Genomic DNA, 23203 nt, shown 5'->3' on the forward strand with positions numbered 1-23203 from the left:
TTATAATGAGAACCAAAAAAGGCATCTATATGGCGGTATGTGTTGCGCTTGGACTTGTGGCCGGACTGATGATGAATCACCTGCTGTGGGGTCTGCTGGCCGGACTTGTGATCGGGGTGATTCTTGAATTCGGAACCAACAATAAAGCTTGAGTGTCATATCGAAGCTGAATGGAGGTGTAATGACGAATGCCCGAGTATATTTTGAGAACCCGGCAGCTCTGCAAATCCTACAAACAAGACAAGGTTCTGGATAACGTCAATATGGGTATCCGAAAAGGAGATATATATGGTCTCATTGGGATGAATGGGGCAGGCAAAACGACCTTAATCCGCATTCTTGCCGGCCTCACCCCCAGCTCGGGGGGATCGATTGAGCTGTTCGGCAGGACAGAGGAGAGCCAAATTGAGCAGCTCCGGAGCAAGGTGGGCTGGCTGATTGAGACGCCTGCGCTGTACCTGAATCATACCGCCTACGAGAACTTGGAAATGGAGAGAATCCATAAAGGGATTGAGGATACACAGGCCATTGAGAAGGTGCTTCGAATTGTCGGGCTGGAGGGCGCTGGAGACAAGAAGACCGCGAATTTCTCTCTCGGAATGAAGCAGCGTCTTGGCATTGCCATGGCTCTGCTTGGAGACCCTGAACTACTGGTGCTGGATGAGCCTATTAACGGACTTGATCCGGTGGGTATTGTCGATATGAGAGAACTCCTGCTGAAGCTCAATCAGGAGTACGGAATCACGATTCTGATCTCCAGCCATATCCTGACAGAGCTGGCCCAGATCGCAACCTGTTATGGCATCATCAATCATCATACCTTGGGTCAGGAGATCTCGGCCGATGAGCTAAGTGAGAGAAGCAAGCCGTACATTTCCATTAAGTCGAAGCCTGTGGAGAATACGATTCGGGTTCTAACCTCCAAGCTGAACACCGATCGGTTCGAGGTAGTGGGGAATACAGTCAGGTTATACGATTACTATACGGAATCCGGCAGAGTAGCCTCGCTTCTTCACGAGAATGGAGTTGCCGTCGAGGAGATCTCCTGTAAAGGACAAGACCTGGAGCACTATTATATGACGCTGCTCGAAAGGAACTAGCGCAATGGGAAACCTAATTAAAGCTGAATTATATAAGCTGAAGTCTTCCAAAGTAGTGTATATTGTGGCCGGCCTGCTAATCCTGCTGTCCCTGTTCATTTCCTATTGGTTCAGAACCTATTCCGGTCAGCGGATCATGCTGCTGGTATTTGAAATCCAGCTGATGTTCCCGTTAATTATCGTGATTGGCCTGCTCGGAGCCAGCTTTATCTCGAATGAATACAAGTCGGGCGGCTTCAAAAAGTATATCTATTTCGGCCATAACCGCCGCCGGATTCTGTTCTCCAAGAGCCTAGTGTTCACGGTAATGATCTCGCTCCTAAGCTTAATCATGCCAATTGTGACGACTCTCATTAACTCGGGTATGAATGGGTTCGGAGAGAGTGACGGAGTGAATCCGGGGGCGCTGGTCTTTAGAGCCTTTGCCCTGAGCCTGCTTGTGTATGTGGGGATTGCCTCAGCGGCCTTCTTCATCTCTATGCTGTTCAAGAACAGCCTGGCTACCCTGGGCATCTTCTTCGGATTGTACAACCTGTACGTTATTCTTCAGGCCTTGGCCATGAATAATGAGACGTTCCGGTTCATTTACCAGAAGACGATTCTGGGACAGATTGCGGTTGCCTCCGCACCACAGATTACAGCACCGCAAATTTGGCAGCTGATTATTGTAGCCTTGGTGACGATAGGAATATTCATGTTTTTAAGTGTGTTTTCGTTCCGGCGAATGGAGATTAAGTAGAGCTAAATAGGCTTAGAAAGGTAATGCCAAGCAGGCAGCCTGGGTTGAATCCAGGGTGCCTGCTTTTGATTTTTAAAGGGGAAGAAGCCATCTGAATTCAGAATAACATAACAAAATGATAAATTTTTGTCGAATTGTTATCTTAAAGCATCCATTTTGTTAGTTTTTCGGTTGCTATAGGGGACTTAATTTGTAATAATATGAAAAGGAATTTCGATGTGACGTGATAATACGAGAATAGGTGATTGGATGAAAGGCAACAAAGTTACTGTTCAAGAGATTGCAGACTTTGTAGGGGTATCCAAATTCGCCGTCTCCCGCGCGCTTGCCGGGAAGTCGGGAGTCAGTGATAAGACAAGAGAGAAGATCTTGAAGGCAGCCGGCGAACTGGGGTATTTCAAGCATGAATCCAAGCGGATTGGGCCGGAGCCACCTGCAATAAAGGAAGAGCATCAATGGAAGGGGAACATTGTCGTTCTGTTCCCGAATATCCGATTCCAGAACCGGGATTCCCTGTACTGGGGGCCAATCTTCGATGGCGTCTCAGCGCGGCTGAATGAGAAGGGAATCGATATTATTACGCTGACTGAGCCTTCGACCGAGGATATCTTCTCGCTGATCAATCCGGATGCGGTAAGTGGAATTATTACAGTCGGTACGGTATCCTCGTCTATTCTGGCCGAGATCGACCGCCTGAGCATTCCGGTGGTTATGATTGACCATATGGACCCTGTTCTGAAATGCGATACGGTCTTCATGGATAATCAGATGTCTATCAACGAGATGATGAATTTTCTTCTGGATCGGGGATACAAGAGCTTTCAGTTCGTGGGAAATCCCGGCTACGCGCCGAGCTTTCGGGAGCGATGGACTGCTTACCGGGCATTCCTGGAGGAGAAGGGGATTGAGGGGAATCAGGCGCCGGGCTTGATATCTCCCGCAAGAGAGGATATTGCGAGGACGATTACGGAGATGAATCCGCGGGAGCTTCCTGAGGTGTTCCTGTGCGCGAATGACAAAATGGCCTCCTTTGCAATCGAGGCACTGACAGCCAAAGGGATTCAAGTTCCGGGGCGCTGTGTAGTAACCGGCTTTGACAATCTCAATGTGGAGCTTCCTCTGCTGGCAACGGCTGAGGTGAACAAGGAGCGGCTGGGGGTTCGCGCCGTTGATCAGATTCTGTGGCGAATTGAGAACCCGGACTTTGCTTATGAACGTAAAATGGTCTCGACGGATATGATTATCCGTGAAGAGAACGGAACGAAGCCTTCAAATTAACCTCAATTACCCGGATAGCGGGTATTTAAAAGACGAAGACAGCACATCCTGCAGAGGAAGGCTGTCTTTTTTTGTGCCCAGCTCAATTTGTTATTCTAATTACCTAACAAATAAATAACAAAATATCAAATCATGCAAACTTGTTATTGAAATATCCCCTAACAGATGATACATTTGTTATGAAATAGATCAATGTTATCCCAAACGACGGGGAGGACCTAAGTAATGATAGAGCAGCAACTTAACCATTGGACATTTAAAGCCTGTGACGAGCAGCAGTGGCTTTCTGCCGTAGTGCCCGGCTGTGTGCATACAGATTTATTGCGTAACGGATTGATTCCAGATCCTTTCTATGGAACGAATGAACATGATCTGCAGTGGATCGACAAGAAGGACTGGGAGTACCGGTCAGAATTCGAGGTTGGACCCGAGCTGCAGCAGCTTTCCCGGATCGATCTGGTATTTGAAGGTCTTGATACTTACGCGGATGTCTATCTGAACGAGCAGCCTATTCTGGCGGCGGATAATATGTTCCGGATCTGGAAGATCGATGTTAAGGATCAGCTGAAGCCAGGCATCAATACGCTTCGGATTCGTTTTCGTTCTCCGATTCAGGAGGATCTTCCAAAGCTTGAGAAGCTTGGTTATGCTCTGCCGGCTACGAATGACCAGTCTGAGCTTGGCGGACTTGAGAACAAGCGAGTCAGTATTTTTGCACGAAAGGCTCCTTATCATTATGGCTGGGACTGGGGCCCACGCTTTGTGACCAGTGGAATCTGGCGCGAGGCTCGGCTCGAAGGATGGGCACAGCTTCAGATTACGGACCTTTATATTCGTCAGGACGAAGTTACTGCCAATGCGGCTAAGCTGACGGCTGTGGCTGAAGTGAACGCCGAGGCAAATTGGGCCGGAACGCTTCGCGTTACAGCTGGCGGTGAGCAGTGGGAACAGCCGGTGCAGGTGACAGCCGGGCAGTCTGCGGTGTCCATGGAAATCGAGATTGCGAATCCCGACCTGTGGTGGTGCCAAGGCCTGGGCGAAGCGAATCTGTACACTTTCCAGGCGGAGCTGCTGTTCGAAGAAGAGTCGCTTGCGAAGCGAACTGTACGGACGGGGCTGAGAGACCTGAAGCTCGTGCGTGAGAAGGATGAGGCGGGTGTGTCTTTCCTTTTCCAGCTGAATGGGGTACCGCTCTATGCCAAGGGTGCGAATCACATTCCGAACGACAGCTTTACGACAGAGGTTACCCGCGAGCGTTATCTGCATGAAATTGTAACTGCCGTAGAATCGAATATGAATATGCTTCGTGTATGGGGCGGCGGGATCTATGAAGAGGATGTCTTCTATGAACTGTGCGATGAGCATGGCCTATTGGTATGGCAGGACTTCATGTTCGCCTGCAGTATGTACCCCGGGGATGAAGCCTTCTTGAACAGCGTGCGTGCAGAGGCTGAAGACAATGTGAAGCGGCTTCGCAATCACCCCTCCATTGCCCTATGGTGCGGGAATAATGAGATTGACTCGGCATGGGCGCATTATGTTGAGGATGCAGGCTGGGGCTGGAAGAAAGACTACAGTCACGAAATTCGGGAGAAGCTGTGGGCCGACTATGAAGCTATCTTCCACAAGCTGCTGCCTGATGTCGTATCCGAGCTGTCCCCAGGCATCACGTACTGGCCGTCTTCCCCGCTTCGTAATCTGACCGGAGATCAGGATCAGCATGCATACAAGACTACGGGGGATGGAGACATTCACTATTGGGGAGTATGGCACTCGGTAGAGCCATTTGAGAACTATAACAAGAACGTCGGGCGCTTCATGAGCGAATATGGATTCCAATCATTCCCTGAGCTGAAGTCGGTTCTCGAATATGCACCGGAAGAAGCACTGGAGCTGGAGTCGGAGATTATGCTGGCCCACCAGAAGAACGGACGCGGGAATCAGCTGATCAAGGAATATATGGATATGTACCTGCCACAGCCGAAGGATTTCAAGTCGTTCCTTTACATGAGTCAGGTTCTGCAGGCTGAGGCGATTACCATGGCGATTGAAGCGCACCGCCGCAGCAAGCCTTACTGCATGGGTACGCTGTACTGGCAGATGAATGACTGCTGGCCGGTGGCCTCATGGGCGGGGATGGATTACCAAGGACGCTGGAAGGCGCTGCAGTATGCGGTGAAAAGAAGCTTTGCTCCCGTTATCCTGACTGTCCAATCCACTGAGGATACCGTCAAGTTCCACGCCGTTTCGGATCTGGGAACAGCGATTCAGGCCGATCTTATCATTGAGCTCCGCACAAGCTCCGGTGAACTGGCAGCCGAGAAGTTCCTTCAGGTGTCCCTGGCTGCGGGTGAATCTGCTGAACTTGCCAGCTTCTCTACAGCTGAGCTGCTTGGTGACCGTGATCCGCTTGGTGTCATCCTCACGGCCTCTTTGAAGCAGGGTGAAGAAGTCATTGCGGCAAGAGAGCATTATTTAGCGCCAGAGAAGGAGCTGAAGCTGGTTAAGCCTCACATCAAGGTGACTCAGGCCCAAAGTCAGAACGGTATTACGGTCTACACGCTGGAGACGGATACCTTGGCCAGACAGGTCTGGCTGTCCACATTCGAAGAGGGAATCTTCTCGGACAACTTCTTCGACCTGATTCCAGGTCAGCCAAGAACCGTCGAGTTCAAGCTCCGGTCAGGAGAGGGCTCGTTCGTACCGGCTGCGGCTGCTGCCTTGGAAGTACGGTCCATGGCGGATTTTGTAGGCGCTGAATCACTCGTGCAGCTGGCATAGCGAACATAGTTGAGCTTATCTGCAACTCATTCCCCGGGCACTCCGGGGGGTGAGTTTTTATTTTGGCCGATCTAGTTGTCGGATCTGAGCCCTTGAAACAAGAGCGATTTATGGTGTATGATTTCATTTCTCATGCATATACATAAAAACATACTTAAATTAAACCTATGAATTTAGTCGGCATTATGTTACAATAATCGAGCACATTCATCTTTCTGGTGCTGTACGGATTCTTTCTGTACCAGAGAAGGGTAATCTTTCATACTTAGTGCGATTAGAGGGGGAAATGGATTATGACTACATTTTGGGTAATACTCAACGTGGTGGTTATGCTGGTTCTTGTAGGCTTCTTGCTATGGCTGCAGAAGAAGCATGTGTCTTTTACCAAGCGTGTATTTGCCGGACTCGGCCTGGGAATCGTGTTCGGAGTTATTTTGCAGCTCGTATCGAAGCCGGATTCGGACGTGGTTGCTAAGTCAACAGATTGGTTCAACCTGATTGGTTACGGTTATGTGGGACTTCTCCAGATGATTGTCGTACCGCTGATCATGGTGTCGATTATTTCGGCTATTATGAACTTGAAAGGTAAGCAGAACCTGGGCAAAATCAGTGCCTCGATCATTGCTGTACTGCTGATTACTACAGCGATTGCGGCATCGGTGAGTATTGTAACCAGCCTTAGCTTCAATCTCAAGGCTATTGAGATTCAAAGCGGGGATAAGGAGCAGCAGCAGGGCGCGAAGCTCGAGGAGCGTCTGGGTGATGTGAAAGATCAGACCATCCCGCAGCAAATTCTTGAATTTATTCCTACCAATCCTTTCGCGGATATGACCGGAGCCCGCCGTTCTTCTACGCTGGCTGTCGTTATTTTCTCCGCATTTATCGGGATCGCTGTATTGGGTCTGGATAAGAAGAAGCCGGAACAGGCCGATACCTTCCGCAAAATGGTGGATGCCGTGTACGCGGTAGTGATGCGTATCGTCACACTGGTGCTCAGGCTGACCCCTTACGGGATTCTCGCCTTGATGGCCAAGACGATTGCTACGACGAATGCGGATTCGATTGTGAAGCTGATCAAATTTGTCGGTGCTTCCTATGTGGCATTGATCGTCATGTTCATCATCCACTTGATTCTGCTGGCATTGTTCGGCTACAATCCGGCCAAATATATACGTAAAGTGCTGCCAACGCTCGTGTTCGCGTTCACTTCACGTTCAAGCGCGGCGACTATTCCGCTGAATGTGGAGACACAGACGAAGAAGCTTGGCGTTCCAACAGGTATCGCCAACCTGGCAGCGACCTTTGGCGCGACGATTGGCCAGAACGGCTGCGCAGGGATCTATCCTGCGATGCTAGCTGTTATGATCGCGCCGACCGTCGGAATAGATCCACTCAGCTGGGATTTCATCCTGACTCTGATTCTTGTAGTAACCATCAGTTCATTCGGTGTGGCCGGGGTCGGCGGCGGAGCTACCTTCGCTTCCCTGATCGTGCTCTCCACCATGAACTTGCCGGTTGCGCTGGCGGGTCTGCTGATCTCGGTTGAGCCGTTGATCGATATGGGCCGTACCGCCCTGAACGTCAACGATTCGATTACGGCGGGTGTGATTACGGGTACGATCCTTGGTGAGAATGACAAAGAAGTATTCAACAAGGATGTCGACCTTGACGTGGCTACGGCTTAAGCTGAACTTGAACTAAGCTGAGCTAGCTCGTGTTGGAATATGGCCAAAATAAAATCCCGGACTGCCGAGGCGGTCCGGGGTTTTTATTGTATATGCAGGCAGCGCTGTTGTAACTCCTCCTCCTCTCCAGTTCGGATGTACCTGAGGGGATTAAGAACCTGATCAAGATATGGACTCAAACTGGATGGCATGAGATTTGGCATGAGATGCGGCAAAGTGAAGTAAGCGTGTCCCTTCTTCAGTCAACGAATCCTTCTCCTGATCTGTTAACGGCTTGAGGGGCTCTATCCGAAGACAGGCATGTCCTTTTTCCAGCTTGATATTCCATAGTCCGCAGACAAATCCATCCAGAAGAACTGTGGATCTGACCAAGCCGTTCTTGGTACATACCTGGGTCTGAATACTGTTGTCCATGATCCGGGAACGATCATTGTAGGATAACAGCATATTGTCGAATTCACCTAGAAACCTCGGTGGGACAGAAATATTGGAATCTGGTCTGGGCGCATCTGGCAGATCGAACAGCTCCGTTCCATTCTCACTCCGAAATGTAGTAAGCTGCGGCCGGAGCGACTCTACCACTTCAATTAGCCGAGTAAGCCCGGACCAGACTTGAATATCTTTAACCGAAGCCGGGCCGAAGGCAGCGAGATAACGAAGGACCATCTGATCGGCGGACGAAGTGCTGGATAGCGGCTGGCCAAGCCACCTCTCGGCAGAGGTATGCACAGCCTGCCCGCTCTTTCCCCACAGCCCCCTGGGCGGAAGCTGGACAAGCGGAACCGAATTTCGGATGGCAGCCGCAAGGGCAGAGGGGTCATGGCCTGGGTAGAAGCTTTGCAGGCTCTGTCCAAGCTGCTGAGACGTTAATGGAGTCTCATCCACAAGGCTCCTTCCTCTATGGATCAGCTCGCCAAAGTCCAAGCCGGCAAGAGCTCTGCCAAAGGCACCCTGCAGGCTGCGATCCAGAACGGATTGCAGTATAGGCCGGAAGGACAGCCCGTCTCTGGCGGATACCAGGTGAATGGTGGAGCGCATTAAGGCCATGCGCACTGCCCTTTTTTCCTGAAGAAGGAGAGATAATTCTTCTGGATCAAATCCCTCAAGCCGCGCCCATAGGGCGTAGTAGGGGGCACTGGGAGACTGGGCCTGCAGCCCTGCCAGCCGTTCTAAGGCATCCAGTGGAGGCAGCTCTATACGGCGAATAAGCATTTGTCTTGCCAGCAGAGCTCGGTTCAAGGCACGAGAGCTAAGGACGGAAGCTGCCTTTTGGCCGGTAATGTCCGGCGGAGTTGTATGATCAGAACTCATTTCCAGTACCTCCTTGAAGATTTATCTGAATTGGCGGAAGTATGCCTGAATATCGTCTGCTGCCATATCCGGGGTAGTGATTGCAGAACTATGGCTACCGCGTTCGTATTCTGACCCGTGCACGGTCTGGGTTGATCACAGAAACCGCAGAATTACTCCGCAATCCAACTTATACTTCTCATAATAATCGCATAACCCTGACAACATTATGTCAGGGTTATGCGGCAATGAATAATTTATCAGTTGGAACTAAGCCAGTGTGCCGGAGGAACGAGTGAGGAAGGCAGCTTGGTAGCTGCATCACCTTTGGCTGCGTTCACCTGGGCCTGAGTGAGGAAGAGGCTTCCGGTCAGGTTAGCTCCCCTGAGATCGGTGTCTCTCAGATCCGCCCCGATCAGATCCGCTCCTCTTAGGTCGGCTCCCCTGAGGTCGGCGGCGATTAGGTAAGCTCCCCGCAGGTTCGCTCCGGTCAGATCGGCTCCCTTAAGCTTGGCCGCGATCAGGTCGGCGCCCCGGCCAAAGCTCTTCTTCTTACGGCCTTGGAAATTCTTATACCTGCGTTGGGCATCTTCCCGTACCAGCTCACTTGTTCGAAGCAGCAGCACATTGATCTTGGCCCGGAGTGCTGCCACGTCCAGCTGTACAAGAGATTCCGGGGGAAGCTGGGTTAAATGTCCGGTCTCGGTGAGAGCGGATTGGAGATCTCGGTGGATTTCACGGGCCGGCTCCAGGCTTAATGATTCATTCAGATACCAGAGCAGCTCATGAAGCTGCCACATGACGGGGAAGACCTCGTACATTTGCTTGGCAGACTCCGGGTGTGTGCGCCAGTCACGTCCCTCATAGGTAACCTGTGATACCTGTTGTCCCGCACCGAAGCAGTCATACACCGTACAGCCCCTAAAGCCTGACGGTCTGAGCTTATCATGAATACCGCACCGGAAATCCTGCCGCAGATGCTGACAGGGCTGCCCGGCATCCTTGTCCATCGCAAAGTCTACAGACGCCGCGAATGGAAGCGCAGCGCAGCAAAGGCCGAAGCAGTTCTCGCAGTCTGCTTGCAAGCCGCCTAGATTGGGTGAGGAATCTGAATTAGAATGGTTATCTCTATCTAACATTAGGTATTTAATCTCCTTTGGAAATTCGTCGTGATCTAACCTTTGAATATACTAATTTTAAGGTAAGATTTGGGAAGATCATAGAGTAAGTTTGAATATAAATGTAATATACATACGGTGGAATGCTCATTATTATTAGGATATGTACGCCCTTATATAAGGGCGATTCTCTTAGCTTGCAGCATTAAAAAATGCGGAATTTTCCTGGTAGACGTCCGGTGCGCCGAATTAGTCTGATTTCTTCTATCGTTAACCGGGTGCTTGACATGATAATGGAATTAACCTCAAAGCCTACTGCTCTCTCTAAATCAGCAATATTTCTGCTTACCCGAATGACCCGAAATCTGCCTCTGAAATTATTACGTGAGAATAAGACCAGGGTAGCGCCTCGGCCATTGGAGCGAAATCTTAAACTTTCCGGTTCGTCAAAGATTCTCTCAATATTACGAATAGCAATGTTACCTCTAAAAACGATTCTTCTTCCGCGGAAATTTTCTTCACTAAATAGGGCTAACCTGGGCAGCACTCGTTGAATTGTTGTACCCATAAATACACCTCCTTTCATTTTGAAGCTTCTACAATATATGCTAGAAATGAAAGGAAGCTTGGGTGTTGTGGATTCTATTATAAAATTAGGAGGATGATCAGATGGGCAATCCTATATTAATTTCTTTTCCGGAAGAGTTCGAGACCGAACGCATGATTATACGTGCTCCCCGGTTTGGGGAGGGAGCTTTAATCAATGAGGCCATTCACGAGAGTGTAAATGAGCTGAGGCCGTGGCTGCCTTTCGCCAGGAATCTTCCTGCTCCCGAGGAGTCTGAGGTATATGTACGCAGGGCGAGGCTTAATTTTCTGGAACGGACTGATTTGGTTCTTCATCTGTTTGATAAGCATACGAAGCAGTTTATTGGAAGCAGCGGACTTCATCAATTCGATTGGGAGATTCGCAAATTTGAGATTGGTTATTGGCTCAGAACCTCGCGTACTGGGCAGGGTCTGGCGCTGGAAGCCGTACAGGGTATAGCGGAATTCGCGATAAACCGCCTAGAGGCGAGCCGGCTGGAGATCAGATGCAGCCCCCGCAATCAGGCGAGCCGCCGGGTGGCCGAGCGGGCGGGCTTCACACAAGAAGGTATCCTGCGAAATGCCGACCTGGATGAATCTGGAGCGCCTGCGGATATCATGATTTGGGCCAAGGCCAAAGGATATGAGTACTAAGCTATCTACTTGGATTTCGAAGAGTTCCTAGCAGCATGGATACACTCCAAGATCGTCTTTTTGACAAGCTCGGGCTCCGAGAACTGGGGGAAATGTCCGCTGTTAGCAGCGATAATGTGCTGTCCTTGCGGGCTTAAGCTTACCAGATCCAGCTGGTTTTTTTGGCGGATTGCAAAGGCACTCTCCGGCATCATCGGCGGCTTCTTCCCTCCGGAGACTACGAACAATGGAACCTCGGGAAAAGAACCCGCCTCCGCGATCTGCCGCGCGGTCTCCTCCACATAATTCACCTCATTCCACTTTCGGTGAGCCGAGAGGGAGTCGAAAATTCCGAGCAGCTTATTCAGGCCTTTAATGAATGGGCTCTGGGTCTGGTTAATGGCCAAATCCAGCTCGTGGCTGGAATCGAGCAGCACAACCCCGGCCATGTCCTCCGGATGCTGCCGGGCGAACAGATTGGCATACAGTCCCCCCAGGGAATGTCCTACCAGAATGTAGGGAGGTTGCACCCCAATCTCTTGGAGCAGCTGTCTGAGTGAAGTGACGATGGTCTGCCCGTCCTGGGGAGCAGACGGCTTGTCGCTGCCGCCGACCCCGAACCGGTTATAGGCCACTACGCGGGTCTGACCCGCAAGGTCATGATAGACTTTCATCCAGCCTTCGATAGGTCCGCTTCCTCCATTAATGAGAATGACCGCGGGTGCCCCTTCGCCAGAGAGGGCATATTCCAGGGTCCCGTGGGAAGTGTGGATCTTGTTTTTGGATATGGATTTCATTAGTACACCTCATCATCATGATTTAGGTTCGTTCCCCTCTGCCATGTCGCCGCGAATCGGCTTTCTGCCATCCTTGAAGGAGATCGGTATCGTGGTCATAACGTTATTTATTTGTGTCGCTACTTGAAAATGAATATGCGGCTCCGAAGAATTTCCCGAGTTGCCGCATTGGCCGAGAATTTGACCGGCAACTACCGTATCGCCTTTCTTCACACGAATCGAGCCCTTCTTGAAATGAGCCATGGTGCTGTACTCCCCATTGTTATGCCGAAGGGTCACCACATTGCCTGCTGGCTGATCTTCATTCATGGTCCCTACCGGTTCATTATCCGGGATGCCATCCACAGCCTCAACAACAACCCCGCCGGACGGAGCCGGAACAGGCTGACCGAAGGCGAAATAGCTCTGGTTAAGCTTCGGGTCACCCTCGTAGGAGAAGCCATTCTTTATTTTCAAGAAGTCATAAGCATAGCGGACCTGTTCATACTCGTAGTGATAGTTGAGAAACCGATTATTCCCTCCCCAGAATACCAGCCATTCGCCCTGAAAGGGGTAACTGAATTTCGTCTTGGAATAGGCATGATCGGTCGCGGGATACGAGGGGTGATCCAGAATCTCAATCCCGGCTATTGAGCCTTTATCATCAATAGCTGCCGTCAGGCCCTTGCTGCCCTGGGGCTCGTTCCAGACGAGAGATTCGTAGCCATTTAGCCGCAAGCTCGATAACAGCTTGAAAGAGGGAATACCCCGGGTGAAAGTCTGGCCCATGGAACGGAAATCCTTGAGCGTAACGACGGATTTTAAGGAGTCGCTGAACTGGGCGTATAGACGCTCGTATTCCCCGGCAAGCAATTGATCCGCAATTTCTTTTCCGCCGATTCTCTCCGTACTGTTCTTACCTGTCTCATTGTGCTGGTTCACCGTCTGTGCCTCCTTATCTCCTACGGTCACTGTACTGCAGCCTCCCAGAGCTAGAATAGCGGTTAACAGAGGAGCAGCAAGGAGTCTTGGGTATAATACGAGCCTCTTTGCCTTATCGTTCCTAATCATATTGATCCTCCTCGGGTACTAGGATGGGCTAAGTATAGCGCACCAGATTTACATCAGATGGAACGGGACATAAATTGTTCCTTAACGAATGTCCTGAATAGGCTCGATAATTAAGGTTCCGTTAAGATTCCCGTGACCAGGAAGTAAGCGGGTCGTGATACAATGGAGGCATCTATGGGATAGGGTGATGAAGAATGAATGATGCCAAGATTTTGATCGTGGACGATGAGCGGTCCATTGCGGAAATGATGGCCACCGTGCTTCGCAAGGAAGGCTTCTCCTATATCGATCTCGTATTTGATGGAGAAGCCGCGCTCGCCGCCTGCGATCAGCAGCGGTATGAGATGATCCTGCTTGATGTCATGATGCCGGGCCTGAGCGGGCTTGAAATCTGCCCCTTTATTCGCCGGACAACGGATGCGCCCATCTTGTTCCTGACGGCCAGAACCTCCGATTTCGATAAATTATCCGGGTTCGCCGTAGGCGGAGACGATTACATAACCAAGCCTTTCAACCCGCTGGAAGTCGTGGCCCGAATCCGGGCACAGCTGCGGAGGTACTTACAGGCGAAGCCGCAGATGAGTTCACCGCCCAGCATTCATGATTTTGGCCGTTTTCAGGTAGATGAATCGGAAGGCACGCTAACGGTGGAGGGACAAATCTCACCATGTCCTGCCCTGGTATTCCAGCTCTTAGTGTTTCTTTGCAAGAATCCCAATCGGCTATTCAGCAAAAGCGAGCTGTACCGGCGCGTATGGGGAGAGGATATGTATAATGATGACAACACCGTTGTAGTCCATATTCACCGCATTCGCGAAAGGATTGAGAGAGATCCGTCAAGGCCTGAATACCTGGTGAATATCAGGGGTATGGGATATAAGCTGATTCTGCCAAAAGGAGCCACTTAGCACATGATCCGCAGACAATTGACCATTCGGTTCGCTGTCCAGCTTGCTGTAGCTGGCTCCCTGCTGGTAATACTGGCAATCCTCATCGTAATCTGGATGTTAGCCCGGTTCAGAGACATTGAATTCAACCGGAACTTCGCGCCCCTGGGGATATCGAAGTTGATTGAGGATTCGAGGATCGATTCGAAGGGGCTCATTGCGGATCCCGTTCTATTGCAGAGGCTGCGTGAAGATGGGGGATGGCTGCAGAGTCTGGATGCCAAGGGAAATGTGATACAGTCCTTTAATGCTCCTGACGATCTGCCTGCCCGCTATGTTCCCGGTCAGCTGATAGACTACTGGATCGGGGGCGAACCGTATCCTTATAAGCTGGGATTATGGATTCAAGAAAAAGAAGGACATCAGTACACCTTGCTGTACGGCGCAAGGTCGCCCACAGAAGATCTGCTTGTGCGTCTTATCGATGATGGAGAACTGAATCATCATAAGCTGACCTTCTCCCCAAATACCCTCTCTCTGCTAGCCAAGAGACAGGCCTCAGTTCAAGTGCTGAACCGCGAAGGTGAGCAGATAGCGGCCTGGAATAAAAGTTCGGACTCCCCGGAATCATACACCTTGCAGGAACTGGCTGTGAGATCAACCAATCAAGCCATGTACGGTACGGTCATGGATTCACGCTATGATGAGAGGACGGGCCTTACCTGGGTGATCCAGTACCCGGTGGAGAACGCAGAACAAGGGGCCTTCCCGGTGCTGAATATTCAACCGGAAGTGCAGGTGATGATCATCGGGATTGCCGCATTTCTATGTTCTTCTCTGCTTGTCTTCTTCTTTCTGTCCGCATGGTATGCAAGGCGGTTCGGAACACCGATTCTTCATATTCTCGGATCGATCGAGAGATTGGGGGGCGGTGATTATACGGACTCTGCTCCAATGAGAGAGAGTGGAGGCGGGAGGAGAGGTAAGCGGCTCCGGTCCAGCGGCTATCGGATTTTTGGTGAAGTGATCGAATCCATCGGTAATCTCACATCAGCACTACGGACCGGCCAGGATGCAGCCGAGCAGACGCAGCTGCACAGGGAAGAGTGGATCGCAGGGGTTACCCACGATCTGAAGACGCCGCTGGCCTCTGTTCAGGGCTATGCTCATATGCTGGCCGCCGAGAAGTACAGGTGGTCTGAGGAAGAAATGCGCCAATTTGCAGCCATAATTCTGGAGAAGACGAATTACATGGACAAGCTGATCAACGACCTCGGGCTCACCTATCGGCTTAGAAATGGAGATATTCCCGTTGTGTTCGAGCAGCAGGATATTGGGGCTCTGTTAATGGACTCCGTCTCCCGAGCAGCCGAGCATCCGGCTTATGACCACAGCCGGGTTCGCTGCACCGTACCTGCTGATCCGATTGTCATGGACATACACCCGCCGTGGTTAGAGCGTATTATCGAGAATATCGTAGCGAACTCGCTTAATCATAATCCTCCAGGTACAACCGTACACATTGAGCTCACGGGAAGCCAGCGAGAGGGAGTTCGCATGGATATTACGGACAACGGACAGGGCATGGACCCGCAGACCGTAGGGCGTTTGTTCGAGCGTTACTACCGGGGAGTGAGTACGGATAGTGAGACAGAAGGCAGCGGCCTCGGTATGGCGGTGACGAAGGAACTGGTTCAAGCTATGGGAGGGCGGATTGAGGTCCGTTCGACACCGGGACAAGGTACGGTGGTAAGTCTGATCTGGGATAGGTGAATTCCCTGCATTCATAACAGAAAGCGGCCAACCTAAGGTTGACCGCTTTTATTTAGGTATGAGAACCTGCTACAACTGTGCGGTTCTTTCCAGACTTCTTCGCTTCGTACAGGGCCATGTCCGCCTGGTGAAAGAACTCCTCCTTGGTCATCCCCGGCATGAGCTGCTGAACTCCAATACTAATCGTGACAGATAATCCGTTCATCGTGTCAAAATGCTTCTGTGAAATAGCCAAGCGAATGACTTCCAGCTGCTCTACGAACTGGGCTGTGTTCTTCTCGACACTCAGAATAGCAAATTCCTCGCCTCCGTATCTTGAGGCAAAATCATTCTGGTCCAGAAATTCATTCAATTGTGTGGCCACATAGCTAATGACAGAGTCACCTACGGCGTGGCCGAAGGTATCATTCACCTTCTTGAAATTATCGATATCCAGTATGGCGAGATGAACATGCAGCGAATAAGCCTCCGACACGCCCATAACATTAACCAGATGCTCGTGAAAAGAACGGTGGTTATATAGACCCGTCGCCGAGTCAACCCGGTTCAGTCTTTCCATAAGGGTATTTCGGGTCTGCAGGTCCTGCTTCTCCTGGGTTACCTTCACCAGCTCTTGAGTCAGAGCGAAAGCATGCTTCCGAAGGCTGTTAATAATTAAGGCTGTGGCCGTGAACATCGAGAACAGCATAATGAGTTCTGACTGGTCCAGCGAATACCTGATGGTTGTGGAGAACGTGTAGATCAGAATAACCGTAAGGATAGCCTGAATCAGCGCGAATATAATTAGACGCTTGCTGTAGAAATACAGCGAGAGAAGAATCGGAATAATAAGAATATAGAATACAATAGGCAGTTCATATAGTGAAATAATAATGATGCTAATGAACAGATTCACCCCGGCAATAAGCAAGTATTCAATCCAGCGGGTTACTCTGCGGAAGACAACCCCCATAATCAGATTCAGGGTCGTCATTTCAAGGACTGGAATACAGGTTGCTTGCAAGAAGAAGTCGAGATGATCGTGAATCGTGAATAATAGCTCCAGTAGAGTCCCGGCAGTGTAAATGCCAATAATCAGCCAGCAGCTTCGGAGAATATCCTTGTATAAATTTTTTACATTCAAATGGAGATCATTCAAATTCATCTCATCAGCCTGCTTTCGGGTGGTTCTTCCGTGGAAGTTCTAGGTGATTATTCTAACTAACTTATCGTAAGGCTGCTCTATTAAGAGTTTATCATACTATTAGAGCGCATACACTTAGCAAACTAAGATAACAGAAGGAGAATTTAATGCTATAATATACCAAAAAATGGCTTGAATGAGAGGGGAATAGAATGAGACGTGAGTGGTATGGCTTAGCAGGAGGGATAACGGTGGCGGTGATCCTCGGAATTATATCCTGGGTCAAGGGAAACGAAGCATTCTTCCTACAGACTGCGGGATGGGCAGGCTCGGCTGCCCTGATCATTGGGGCTTTCATCTCGGGGAATTTCTTGACGGGGGAGAGAGTAAGACAGCATCAGGCTCATGAATCCAGACAGGACCGGAAGAACAGAAGAACCGCTGCAGGTATTCTGTTCTTATTTAGCTTGCCCCTTCTTGCAGCCGATGTCGTTGTGGCGTTGTGGTAATCATGGACCTTTCACGGTACCACTTGTTATGCTCTGAGCGGTTCGGGTTGGGGGAGACAAGCTTTGATGAAGAACAGCGGATAGATCATGAGGTACAAGTTGAATAACCACCAGGTTATATCAAAATCGTTACTGAACAGCCAGAAAGCAATAGCCTGTAGACCCGAGCAAAAAGTTAACACGAGAGAGATCAATGCAGCGCTTCTCCAGGCGGCACGCTGTGTGCGATACAGATATAAGCTGAACAGGCCTGTTGCAGAAATCAGGATATCCAGCGGCAGGAAAGACCAGTTCCAGGCCATAATCATAGGGTTATGGTAGTCTTTGAAGGCCCATTCGGTTGGAATAACCTGCAGGAAAGTCACGATCCAATAGATAATGAAACCAATATCCGTAATTAGAAAAAATGGCTTTAGTAGTCGCATGAATTGTCCTCCATGAAATTTGACCAAGGATACCTAGTTATTTGACTGCTTCAGTGAGGGCTCGTGATGAGGGTGTTCGGCCGTCAGGTTCAAGGTAATCACGCCGATGAGTATGAGGATAATGGAAATGGCCTTAGGCAGATTGATATTCTCGGCAAAGCACAGGAAGCCGATCAGCGTAATCATTACAATTCCCATGCCCGACCATATTGCATAAGCCACCGACACCTGAATTGTTTTTAGAGTCAGTGTTAGAAAAACAAGGCTGCAGATATAGCATATAACAATCAGCAGGCTGGGCTGCCACTTGGTGAAGCCAGCGGACAGCTTCATGCTGATCGTCCCGGCCACCTCAAATAGAATGGCCAGCAGCAGGTAGATCCAGTGCAAGTACATACAATCACCTTCAGTCAGGATTTGGTACTGCTATACCTTCCAGGAGAATATTTACAACCGATTCAAGAATTTCCCCCATGGTCAACAGATTCTTTAGAGGAGAAGATGCATCATAAATTTGGTTAATGGCTCCCAAGTATAACTCGGTGAATAAGAGGGGATGGATGTTCTTGATGATCCCTTTCTCGGTGCCTCGGGACAGCAATTCCTGAACAACACCCCATTCATCCTTAAGGAAAGTATCCAGTTTAGTCCATGTCTTGAAATGATACTGCTTCAGCTCCACCAGCCTGTGTGAGTCCATGATGGCAAATTCCTCAGGCACACAGATCAGGATATGTCTGATTTTTTGGACTTCGTTAAGCTCAGGATCTTCAGCAATCAGCCGTTCCTTGGCCTTGATCTTGTCAATCAGCCGGTTAATGACCTCCTCGACAATGTCGTCTTTGGAAGAGAAGTTGTCATATATCGTTCGTTTACTGATGGACAGCTGCTTGGTCAGATCACTAATCGTAAAGTTAAAGCCTTTCTTCTGAATTAACGAGATGGTCTCATCTACAATTCTGTCTTTCAATGGCCGTCCTCCTCTGGTACCGGGGATAACATATTGGTACCATTAGTATTGTATAGTGAATTCCACAAAAAGTAAATTATTCTATGAATCTGTCCTTTTCGGCACAAAAAACCCCTCCATATGGAAGGGCGCAATTCGTTCTTATCTGATTCGTCTTGTCTAAATGAACTTAAATCTGACTATTTATTAATGCTGAACCTCGACCGTAAATCCGCCAGGTGCTTGCACATAGAACGTCCAGGCGTGAGATCGCTGCGGAGGGTTCACATCAAACCCATCATTTCTCAATCGCTCGTTGATCTCGTTCACCCGCTCCTCGCTTTCTTGAATGAAGCCGATGTGGAAGGTACCTGGATATTCGACCTGTGCACCCTTCATCAAGGTAAGCACCAAGCCTCCATCGTCAAATAGTACAGCGAATCCATTGCCGCGTGTGCTTCCGATTTGCAACCCGAAATATTTCACCAAGAAATCCATAGCCGCTTTAACGTCACTGACAGTTAGATTGAGATGGTTTAATCTCATATACACTTCCCCATATTAATTATTTTTGCGGAACCGGACATCTTTCAGTGACTCTCGCTATACTTTTTGAAATTATCAAGAATCGCCTGCCAGCCTGCCTGCTGCATTTCGACGGGATTGGTGGCTTCGGCCTCAAAAGCTTCAATCACCTTGGTGTCGTCTCCTTCACCAATAAAAGTAATCGTAACCTTTCTCCCATCTCCAATGGTATAAGCAATAAATTCATTAATTCGTACTTCATCATAAACCCCGCTAAAATCAAAACCAAAACTGCCATCCTTAGCTTCCATTCTTGTAAGAAAGGCTCCGCCAACTCTTAGATCATTCTCGGCTTTCGGCACATGCCATTCATCGGAAGCGTTACTCCACTTAGTAATATGCTGCGGCTCGGTCCAATACTCCCATACCTTTTCAATTGGCGAATGAACTTTGGTCTCGACAGTGATGATGGATTTGTTAATGGATTCCATAATAATTACCACCTCAACATATTAGATTATAATCCTGGGTAATTATACCATCCTGAGAACGTATAATACTAAATATATTTATTAACCTTTATATTCCATAAATGTTATAATTATAGTGAGGAGCGTGGTAGTAAATGAATGAACCGGCTGGTTTCTGGATTCGACTCGGCGCCACTTTACTTGATGGACTGATCATCGGCTTACCGCTCAACATCATCACGCTGCTGATCACCGGTAAATGGGACACTAACTATGTCATAGATACATTGATATTTCTGTACAATTTTCTAACCCCGATATTTTGGAACGGTTATACGATCGGCAAAAAGATATGCGGTATCCGTATCGTAAGGTTCGATAATGGTGATCGACCAGGTTTGGTGACGATGCTGCTACGCAATGTGGTGGCTGGCCTGGTGTATGCCGGCACGTTCGGCATTGCCGTTATTGTCAGTGCGACTATGGTCGGGGCCCGGGAGGATAAACGGTCGCTTCACGATTTTATTGCCGACACAGAAGTGATACGGGATTAAACAAATGTAGTTTTTTAGGGAAGGATGAGCTTTGTGAAAAAGCTGCTATGCGCATTTGTCATCTTAGGCGTCGTATCTTTCAACTATTCTGCGTCTGCTGCCAAAGATATAGGCATCACAGTGAAGGACAAACCGCTGAAATCGGATAGTCATCCTATTCTAGTGCAAGGGAGGGTAATGGTCCCGCTTCGGGCTGTCTCTGAATCGCTGGGGGCTTCAGTATCATGGAATCCACATAATCACACGGCAACCGTTAGCAAGTGGTCGGAGACCCTATCCTTGACGGTAGGCAAGAAGACAGCCTGGATTGAGGAGGGCGTGAATGTGGCCTACACCATTCCCTTAGATGTTCCAGTCTACACGGTTAATAATCGAGTCTATGTCCCTTTGCGGTTCGTATCAGAGCAGTATGGCTACAGGGTATCTTGGAGTGATAACACCGTCTCCATTCAATCGCCGCTGACGCCAAGCGGGCGAGCCGAGCTCTATAAGGGCGATCTATCAACGAGCAGATCTATTGCAATGGATACAGCATATAGCGGAGCTCATTACGAGCATCGGCCTTTAACAACCTCGCATTATCACGAGGATTACAGCACTACTTTCCTATTTCCCGAGGGGGAGGCCCTGCGCTTCTTCATGGTCGATGGCGGCGAAACGATAACCTTGTTTGAATATAAAGATGACTTTCTCGTAGCGACCTGGCAGGCTCATGTTCAGAAGATTGGTCAGGATCCGGTGCAGCAGCTTTTAGAGGACAAGCTTAAGGACCGGACAGGACCGACACCAACAATTAAGAAGCCTTTTCTGTATTACAGCTACTGGTATTATGGAGATGCTTCCTATGAGGAATACGGCCGTTTTAATATTGATGGAGAATATACCCAAACTGGCTACGAAAGGAAATTCGGCGGAAGCGTGACAGATTCTACTGGAACGTTCTCGTTAATACTTCCTGATGAGAAACGGAAGGAAGTTATTGAAATACCGAAGGATTAACGATAGGAGTTGTAGAAGATGAAGCTCCATGAAACAGAAGAGCAGCCCATGCACAATGATGTAGCAGTCTTTAACCGAGAACCTATGGCGAACCTCCAGTACATTGAAGGCGGTGGCCCGCCGAAGAGAGTGAATTTAAAAGAAATGCCGAAGTGGGTCCGGTATTTCGGATACTTCTTCGGCTGTATAGTCCCCGTGTTATTAATAGGCTTAATTATACTCAGTTTTTTTCGCTAGAGAGAGCGGATAGTATGAGCATTGATACAAATACTCTTGTGATCCAGTTAATCTCAATTGTATGATTATTGCAATTATTTTCTTGTTGCAGAAATTCATGAGAGTAAAGTAGAGCCGTTAGAATTCGCGTCACGCTGAATTCTCTTACCAAGCCGCCTCATAGCTATCAAGGTATGGGCGATGAAGAAGAGCGTCAGAGCGATGTACACCGTCAAGATAGAGGGAAGCAGCAGCAGAATAATCCCGCATAGGACTAGAGCAGCCAGATTATAGCCAAGCCGGCTAAAGATCTGTAAGCTCTTTTTGTGTTGGAGAGGGCTAAAGATAACGGTCATAGACAGGATGTACATGGCGAGTCCCGATAGGGCAAGCCAGGCAAAGGGACCGAGGGCCAGCTCATGGCTCATCGCATACCGGATTACATTAGAGATAATCCCCAGTGACATGAAGGTGAATAAGTGCCCGTAGATTACCCTATGACCAGCTCCATCACCGGTCTGTTCCACTTGTTCCGAAGACTCGAAGTAATGCCACCAGATGGACACGGTAATGATGAACCCTAGCAGAAGCTCGAATCCCGACTGCAGTGTAATGGGATGATGCCGGATTGTATCCACAATGACAAGGATGGTTTCGCCCAGTAAAATAATAGTGGCGAGGCCGTAACGCTCCACCAGGTGATGATGATGAACCGGCATTTGCCGAAGGATGTGCCGACCGGCCAGGGGAAAGACGATCTCAAGGAATATGCCAAGATACAGGACATAGAATTTCATAAGCCCTGGGAACAGAACTGAGCTAAAGCTGATAAGCGTTCCAGTAAGAAAGCTTAAGGCTAAATAACGGGCAACCCTGCGCTTGGCAGCATCATTTCTTATCCAGGTCCGCACATACATGAAGACGGTGGACATACGAATGCCAACGTAACCCAGCATGAACAAGAGGTAATGGGACTCAAAGTCGATATTGATGCCTGCGGCCATGATGATGACGAACAGCATCTGGATGAAGTACACTACCCGCTGAGCGAGGTTATCTTGACCCAATCGATTCACATACAAAGTAAAGCCCGTCCAGGCCCACCACAAGGGGATGAAGATGAGGGGATACTTCATGATTGCCTCCCCTGAAATGTGACCGCCATGAGACTCGGCGAGCACATGGGCGGTGATAGAAACCGCGACGACATAGATCAGATCATAAAAAAGCTCCAGCCAGGTTACCTTCTTCGGATTAATAAGCTTCAGCCTCCTATCCTGCTTTCTTCTTTTTTCCAGTATACAACAGATGCCTTAGGCTGGGCTCTTAGTTATTGATCCTGTATGCCAAGAAGACCACGGGCCGCTGCACGGCTCGTGGTCTTCAGTATAGGCTTCGGTAGTCAAGAGAAGTTGATGAGTCTCATCACATGAACAATGTCTTCAAAGGGGATGGTTATGGCTCCTCTTTCATCGAAAATCCTGACACGATTCTCCTGCTGGGACATCTGTGGCAGTCCAATCAGAATTCGTCCATCCTGGATTTTGACACTCACCATTTGTTGCTTCTCTGCAGCCAATTGCAAATCATCGGCGAACATGAATTTCCCTCCAGTCTAATTCTTCTCTATGTATGTAAAATAGGTATACCGTTTATTTCGGCTGTTTCTTCCAGAAATTTCATAGTTAGAAAGCCCCAGCTCTCTAACGTGCTA

Annotated in this window: 25 protein-coding genes; 12 read left to right on the forward strand and 13 right to left on the reverse strand. The window is 49.2% G+C overall.

What is annotated here, in order from left to right:
- The first annotated feature begins 5 nt into the window (after window positions 1-5).
- The 6 genes from ACEN86_RS02250 (at window position 6) to ACEN86_RS02275 (ending at window position 7583) form a co-directional block, all read left to right on the forward strand.
- Window positions 6-152 (forward strand): glycine zipper domain-containing protein, encoded by a 147-nt coding sequence (locus ACEN86_RS02250; RefSeq protein WP_495632760.1) that lies wholly within the window; start codon window positions 6-8, stop codon window positions 150-152.
- Window positions 153-188: 36 nt separating this feature from the next.
- Window positions 189-1100, forward strand: a complete 912-nt coding sequence (locus ACEN86_RS02255; protein ID WP_495632761.1) for an ATP-binding cassette domain-containing protein — start codon at window positions 189-191, stop codon at window positions 1098-1100.
- A 4-nt stretch (window positions 1101-1104) separates the two neighbouring features.
- Entirely contained in the window at window positions 1105-1839 is a 735-nt protein-coding gene (locus ACEN86_RS02260; RefSeq protein WP_495632762.1) for an ABC transporter permease, read from the forward strand.
- 249 nt (window positions 1840-2088) lie between these two features.
- Window positions 2089-3117, forward strand: coding sequence for a LacI family DNA-binding transcriptional regulator (locus ACEN86_RS02265; RefSeq protein ID WP_495632763.1), 1029 nt, complete (start codon window positions 2089-2091; stop codon window positions 3115-3117).
- A 225-nt stretch (window positions 3118-3342) separates the two neighbouring features.
- Window positions 3343-5898, forward strand: coding sequence for a beta-mannosidase (locus ACEN86_RS02270; RefSeq protein WP_495632764.1), 2556 nt, complete (start codon window positions 3343-3345; stop codon window positions 5896-5898).
- A 293-nt stretch (window positions 5899-6191) separates the two neighbouring features.
- A complete protein-coding gene (locus tag ACEN86_RS02275; RefSeq protein ID WP_495632765.1) occupies window positions 6192-7583 on the forward strand; it encodes an L-cystine transporter in 1392 nt (463 codons plus the stop codon).
- Window positions 7584-7745: 162 nt separating this feature from the next.
- Here ACEN86_RS02275 and ACEN86_RS02280 read toward each other — a convergent pair whose 3' ends face one another.
- The 3 genes from ACEN86_RS02280 to ACEN86_RS02290 all read right to left on the reverse strand — a co-directional run bounded on the left by ACEN86_RS02280 (window position 7746) and on the right by ACEN86_RS02290 (window position 10559).
- A complete protein-coding gene (locus ACEN86_RS02280) occupies window positions 7746-8894 on the reverse strand; it encodes a winged helix DNA-binding domain-containing protein (RefSeq protein ID WP_495632766.1) in 1149 nt (382 codons plus the stop codon).
- A 239-nt stretch (window positions 8895-9133) separates the two neighbouring features.
- Window positions 9134-10012: a pentapeptide repeat-containing protein gene (locus ACEN86_RS02285; RefSeq protein WP_495632767.1), complete on the reverse strand. Its 879-nt coding sequence runs from the start codon at window positions 10010-10012 to the stop codon at window positions 9134-9136.
- 184 nt (window positions 10013-10196) lie between these two features.
- Complete coding sequence (locus tag ACEN86_RS02290) at window positions 10197-10559, reverse strand: hypothetical protein (RefSeq protein ID WP_495632768.1); 363 nt, start codon at window positions 10557-10559, stop codon at window positions 10197-10199.
- A gap of 101 nt (window positions 10560-10660) precedes the next feature.
- On the opposite strand from ACEN86_RS02290, the gene ACEN86_RS02295 reads away from it, so the two are divergent.
- Window positions 10661-11233: a GNAT family N-acetyltransferase gene (locus ACEN86_RS02295; RefSeq protein ID WP_495632769.1), complete on the forward strand. Its 573-nt coding sequence runs from the start codon at window positions 10661-10663 to the stop codon at window positions 11231-11233.
- Between the two features lie 5 nt (window positions 11234-11238).
- Here ACEN86_RS02295 and ACEN86_RS02300 read toward each other — a convergent pair whose 3' ends face one another.
- Both ACEN86_RS02300 and ACEN86_RS02305 read right to left on the reverse strand, forming a co-directional pair.
- Window positions 11239-12009 carry an alpha/beta fold hydrolase gene (locus ACEN86_RS02300; protein ID WP_495632770.1) on the reverse strand — a complete coding sequence of 257 codons (771 nt, stop codon included), beginning with the start codon at window positions 12007-12009 and terminating at the stop codon, window positions 11239-11241.
- 15 nt (window positions 12010-12024) lie between these two features.
- The gene (locus tag ACEN86_RS02305; protein ID WP_495632771.1) at window positions 12025-13059 is read right to left on the reverse strand and encodes a M23 family metallopeptidase; all 1035 of its coding nucleotides are present in this window, start codon (window positions 13057-13059) and stop codon (window positions 12025-12027) included.
- A gap of 194 nt (window positions 13060-13253) precedes the next feature.
- Between ACEN86_RS02305 and ACEN86_RS02310 the strand changes: the two genes are divergently transcribed.
- The gene (locus tag ACEN86_RS02310; RefSeq protein WP_495632772.1) at window positions 13254-13967 is read left to right on the forward strand and encodes a response regulator transcription factor; all 714 of its coding nucleotides are present in this window, start codon (window positions 13254-13256) and stop codon (window positions 13965-13967) included.
- A gap of 3 nt (window positions 13968-13970) precedes the next feature.
- Window positions 13971-15719 carry a sensor histidine kinase gene (locus ACEN86_RS02315; protein ID WP_495632773.1) on the forward strand — a complete coding sequence of 583 codons (1749 nt, stop codon included), beginning with the start codon at window positions 13971-13973 and terminating at the stop codon, window positions 15717-15719.
- 52 nt (window positions 15720-15771) lie between these two features.
- Here ACEN86_RS02315 and ACEN86_RS02320 read toward each other — a convergent pair whose 3' ends face one another.
- On the reverse strand, window positions 15772-16863 hold the full coding sequence (locus ACEN86_RS02320) for a GGDEF domain-containing protein (RefSeq protein ID WP_495632774.1): 1092 nt from the start codon (window positions 16861-16863) through the stop codon (window positions 15772-15774).
- A gap of 191 nt (window positions 16864-17054) precedes the next feature.
- Here ACEN86_RS02320 and ACEN86_RS02325 point away from each other — a divergent pair, with 191 nt between their 5' ends.
- Complete coding sequence (locus ACEN86_RS02325; protein ID WP_495632775.1) at window positions 17055-17351, forward strand: DUF5316 family protein; 297 nt, start codon at window positions 17055-17057, stop codon at window positions 17349-17351.
- Window positions 17352-17377: 26 nt separating this feature from the next.
- On the opposite strand, the gene ACEN86_RS02330 is transcribed toward ACEN86_RS02325, so the two are convergent.
- From ACEN86_RS02330 to ACEN86_RS02350, 5 genes are all read right to left on the reverse strand, one after another.
- Complete coding sequence (locus ACEN86_RS02330) at window positions 17378-17776, reverse strand: YvaD family protein (protein ID WP_495632776.1); 399 nt, start codon at window positions 17774-17776, stop codon at window positions 17378-17380.
- Between the two features lie 33 nt (window positions 17777-17809).
- Window positions 17810-18166 carry a DMT family transporter gene (locus tag ACEN86_RS02335; RefSeq protein WP_495634192.1) on the reverse strand — a complete coding sequence of 119 codons (357 nt, stop codon included), beginning with the start codon at window positions 18164-18166 and terminating at the stop codon, window positions 17810-17812.
- A 16-nt stretch (window positions 18167-18182) separates the two neighbouring features.
- Entirely contained in the window at window positions 18183-18746 is a 564-nt protein-coding gene (locus tag ACEN86_RS02340; RefSeq protein WP_495632777.1) for a TetR/AcrR family transcriptional regulator, read from the reverse strand.
- 186 nt (window positions 18747-18932) lie between these two features.
- Window positions 18933-19271, reverse strand: coding sequence for a VOC family protein (locus tag ACEN86_RS02345; RefSeq protein WP_495632778.1), 339 nt, complete (start codon window positions 19269-19271; stop codon window positions 18933-18935).
- 44 nt (window positions 19272-19315) lie between these two features.
- Window positions 19316-19741 carry an SRPBCC family protein gene (locus ACEN86_RS02350; RefSeq protein ID WP_495632779.1) on the reverse strand — a complete coding sequence of 142 codons (426 nt, stop codon included), beginning with the start codon at window positions 19739-19741 and terminating at the stop codon, window positions 19316-19318.
- Window positions 19742-19875: 134 nt separating this feature from the next.
- Between ACEN86_RS02350 and ACEN86_RS02355 the strand changes: the two genes are divergently transcribed.
- Together ACEN86_RS02355 and ACEN86_RS02360 are read left to right on the forward strand one after the other, a co-directional pair.
- Window positions 19876-20274: an RDD family protein gene (locus tag ACEN86_RS02355; protein ID WP_495632780.1), complete on the forward strand. Its 399-nt coding sequence runs from the start codon at window positions 19876-19878 to the stop codon at window positions 20272-20274.
- Window positions 20275-20298: 24 nt separating this feature from the next.
- Entirely contained in the window at window positions 20299-21273 is a 975-nt protein-coding gene (locus ACEN86_RS02360) for a copper amine oxidase N-terminal domain-containing protein (protein WP_495632781.1), read from the forward strand.
- 332 nt (window positions 21274-21605) lie between these two features.
- On the opposite strand, the gene ACEN86_RS02365 is transcribed toward ACEN86_RS02360, so the two are convergent.
- Window positions 21606-22799, reverse strand: a complete 1194-nt coding sequence (locus ACEN86_RS02365) for a low temperature requirement protein A (RefSeq protein ID WP_495634193.1) — start codon at window positions 22797-22799, stop codon at window positions 21606-21608.
- Between the two features lie 92 nt (window positions 22800-22891).
- Complete coding sequence (locus tag ACEN86_RS02370; protein ID WP_495632782.1) at window positions 22892-23089, reverse strand: hypothetical protein; 198 nt, start codon at window positions 23087-23089, stop codon at window positions 22892-22894.
- Window positions 23090-23203 lie beyond the last annotated feature (114 nt).

Source organism: Paenibacillus sp. Paensp111, assembly GCF_059492195.1.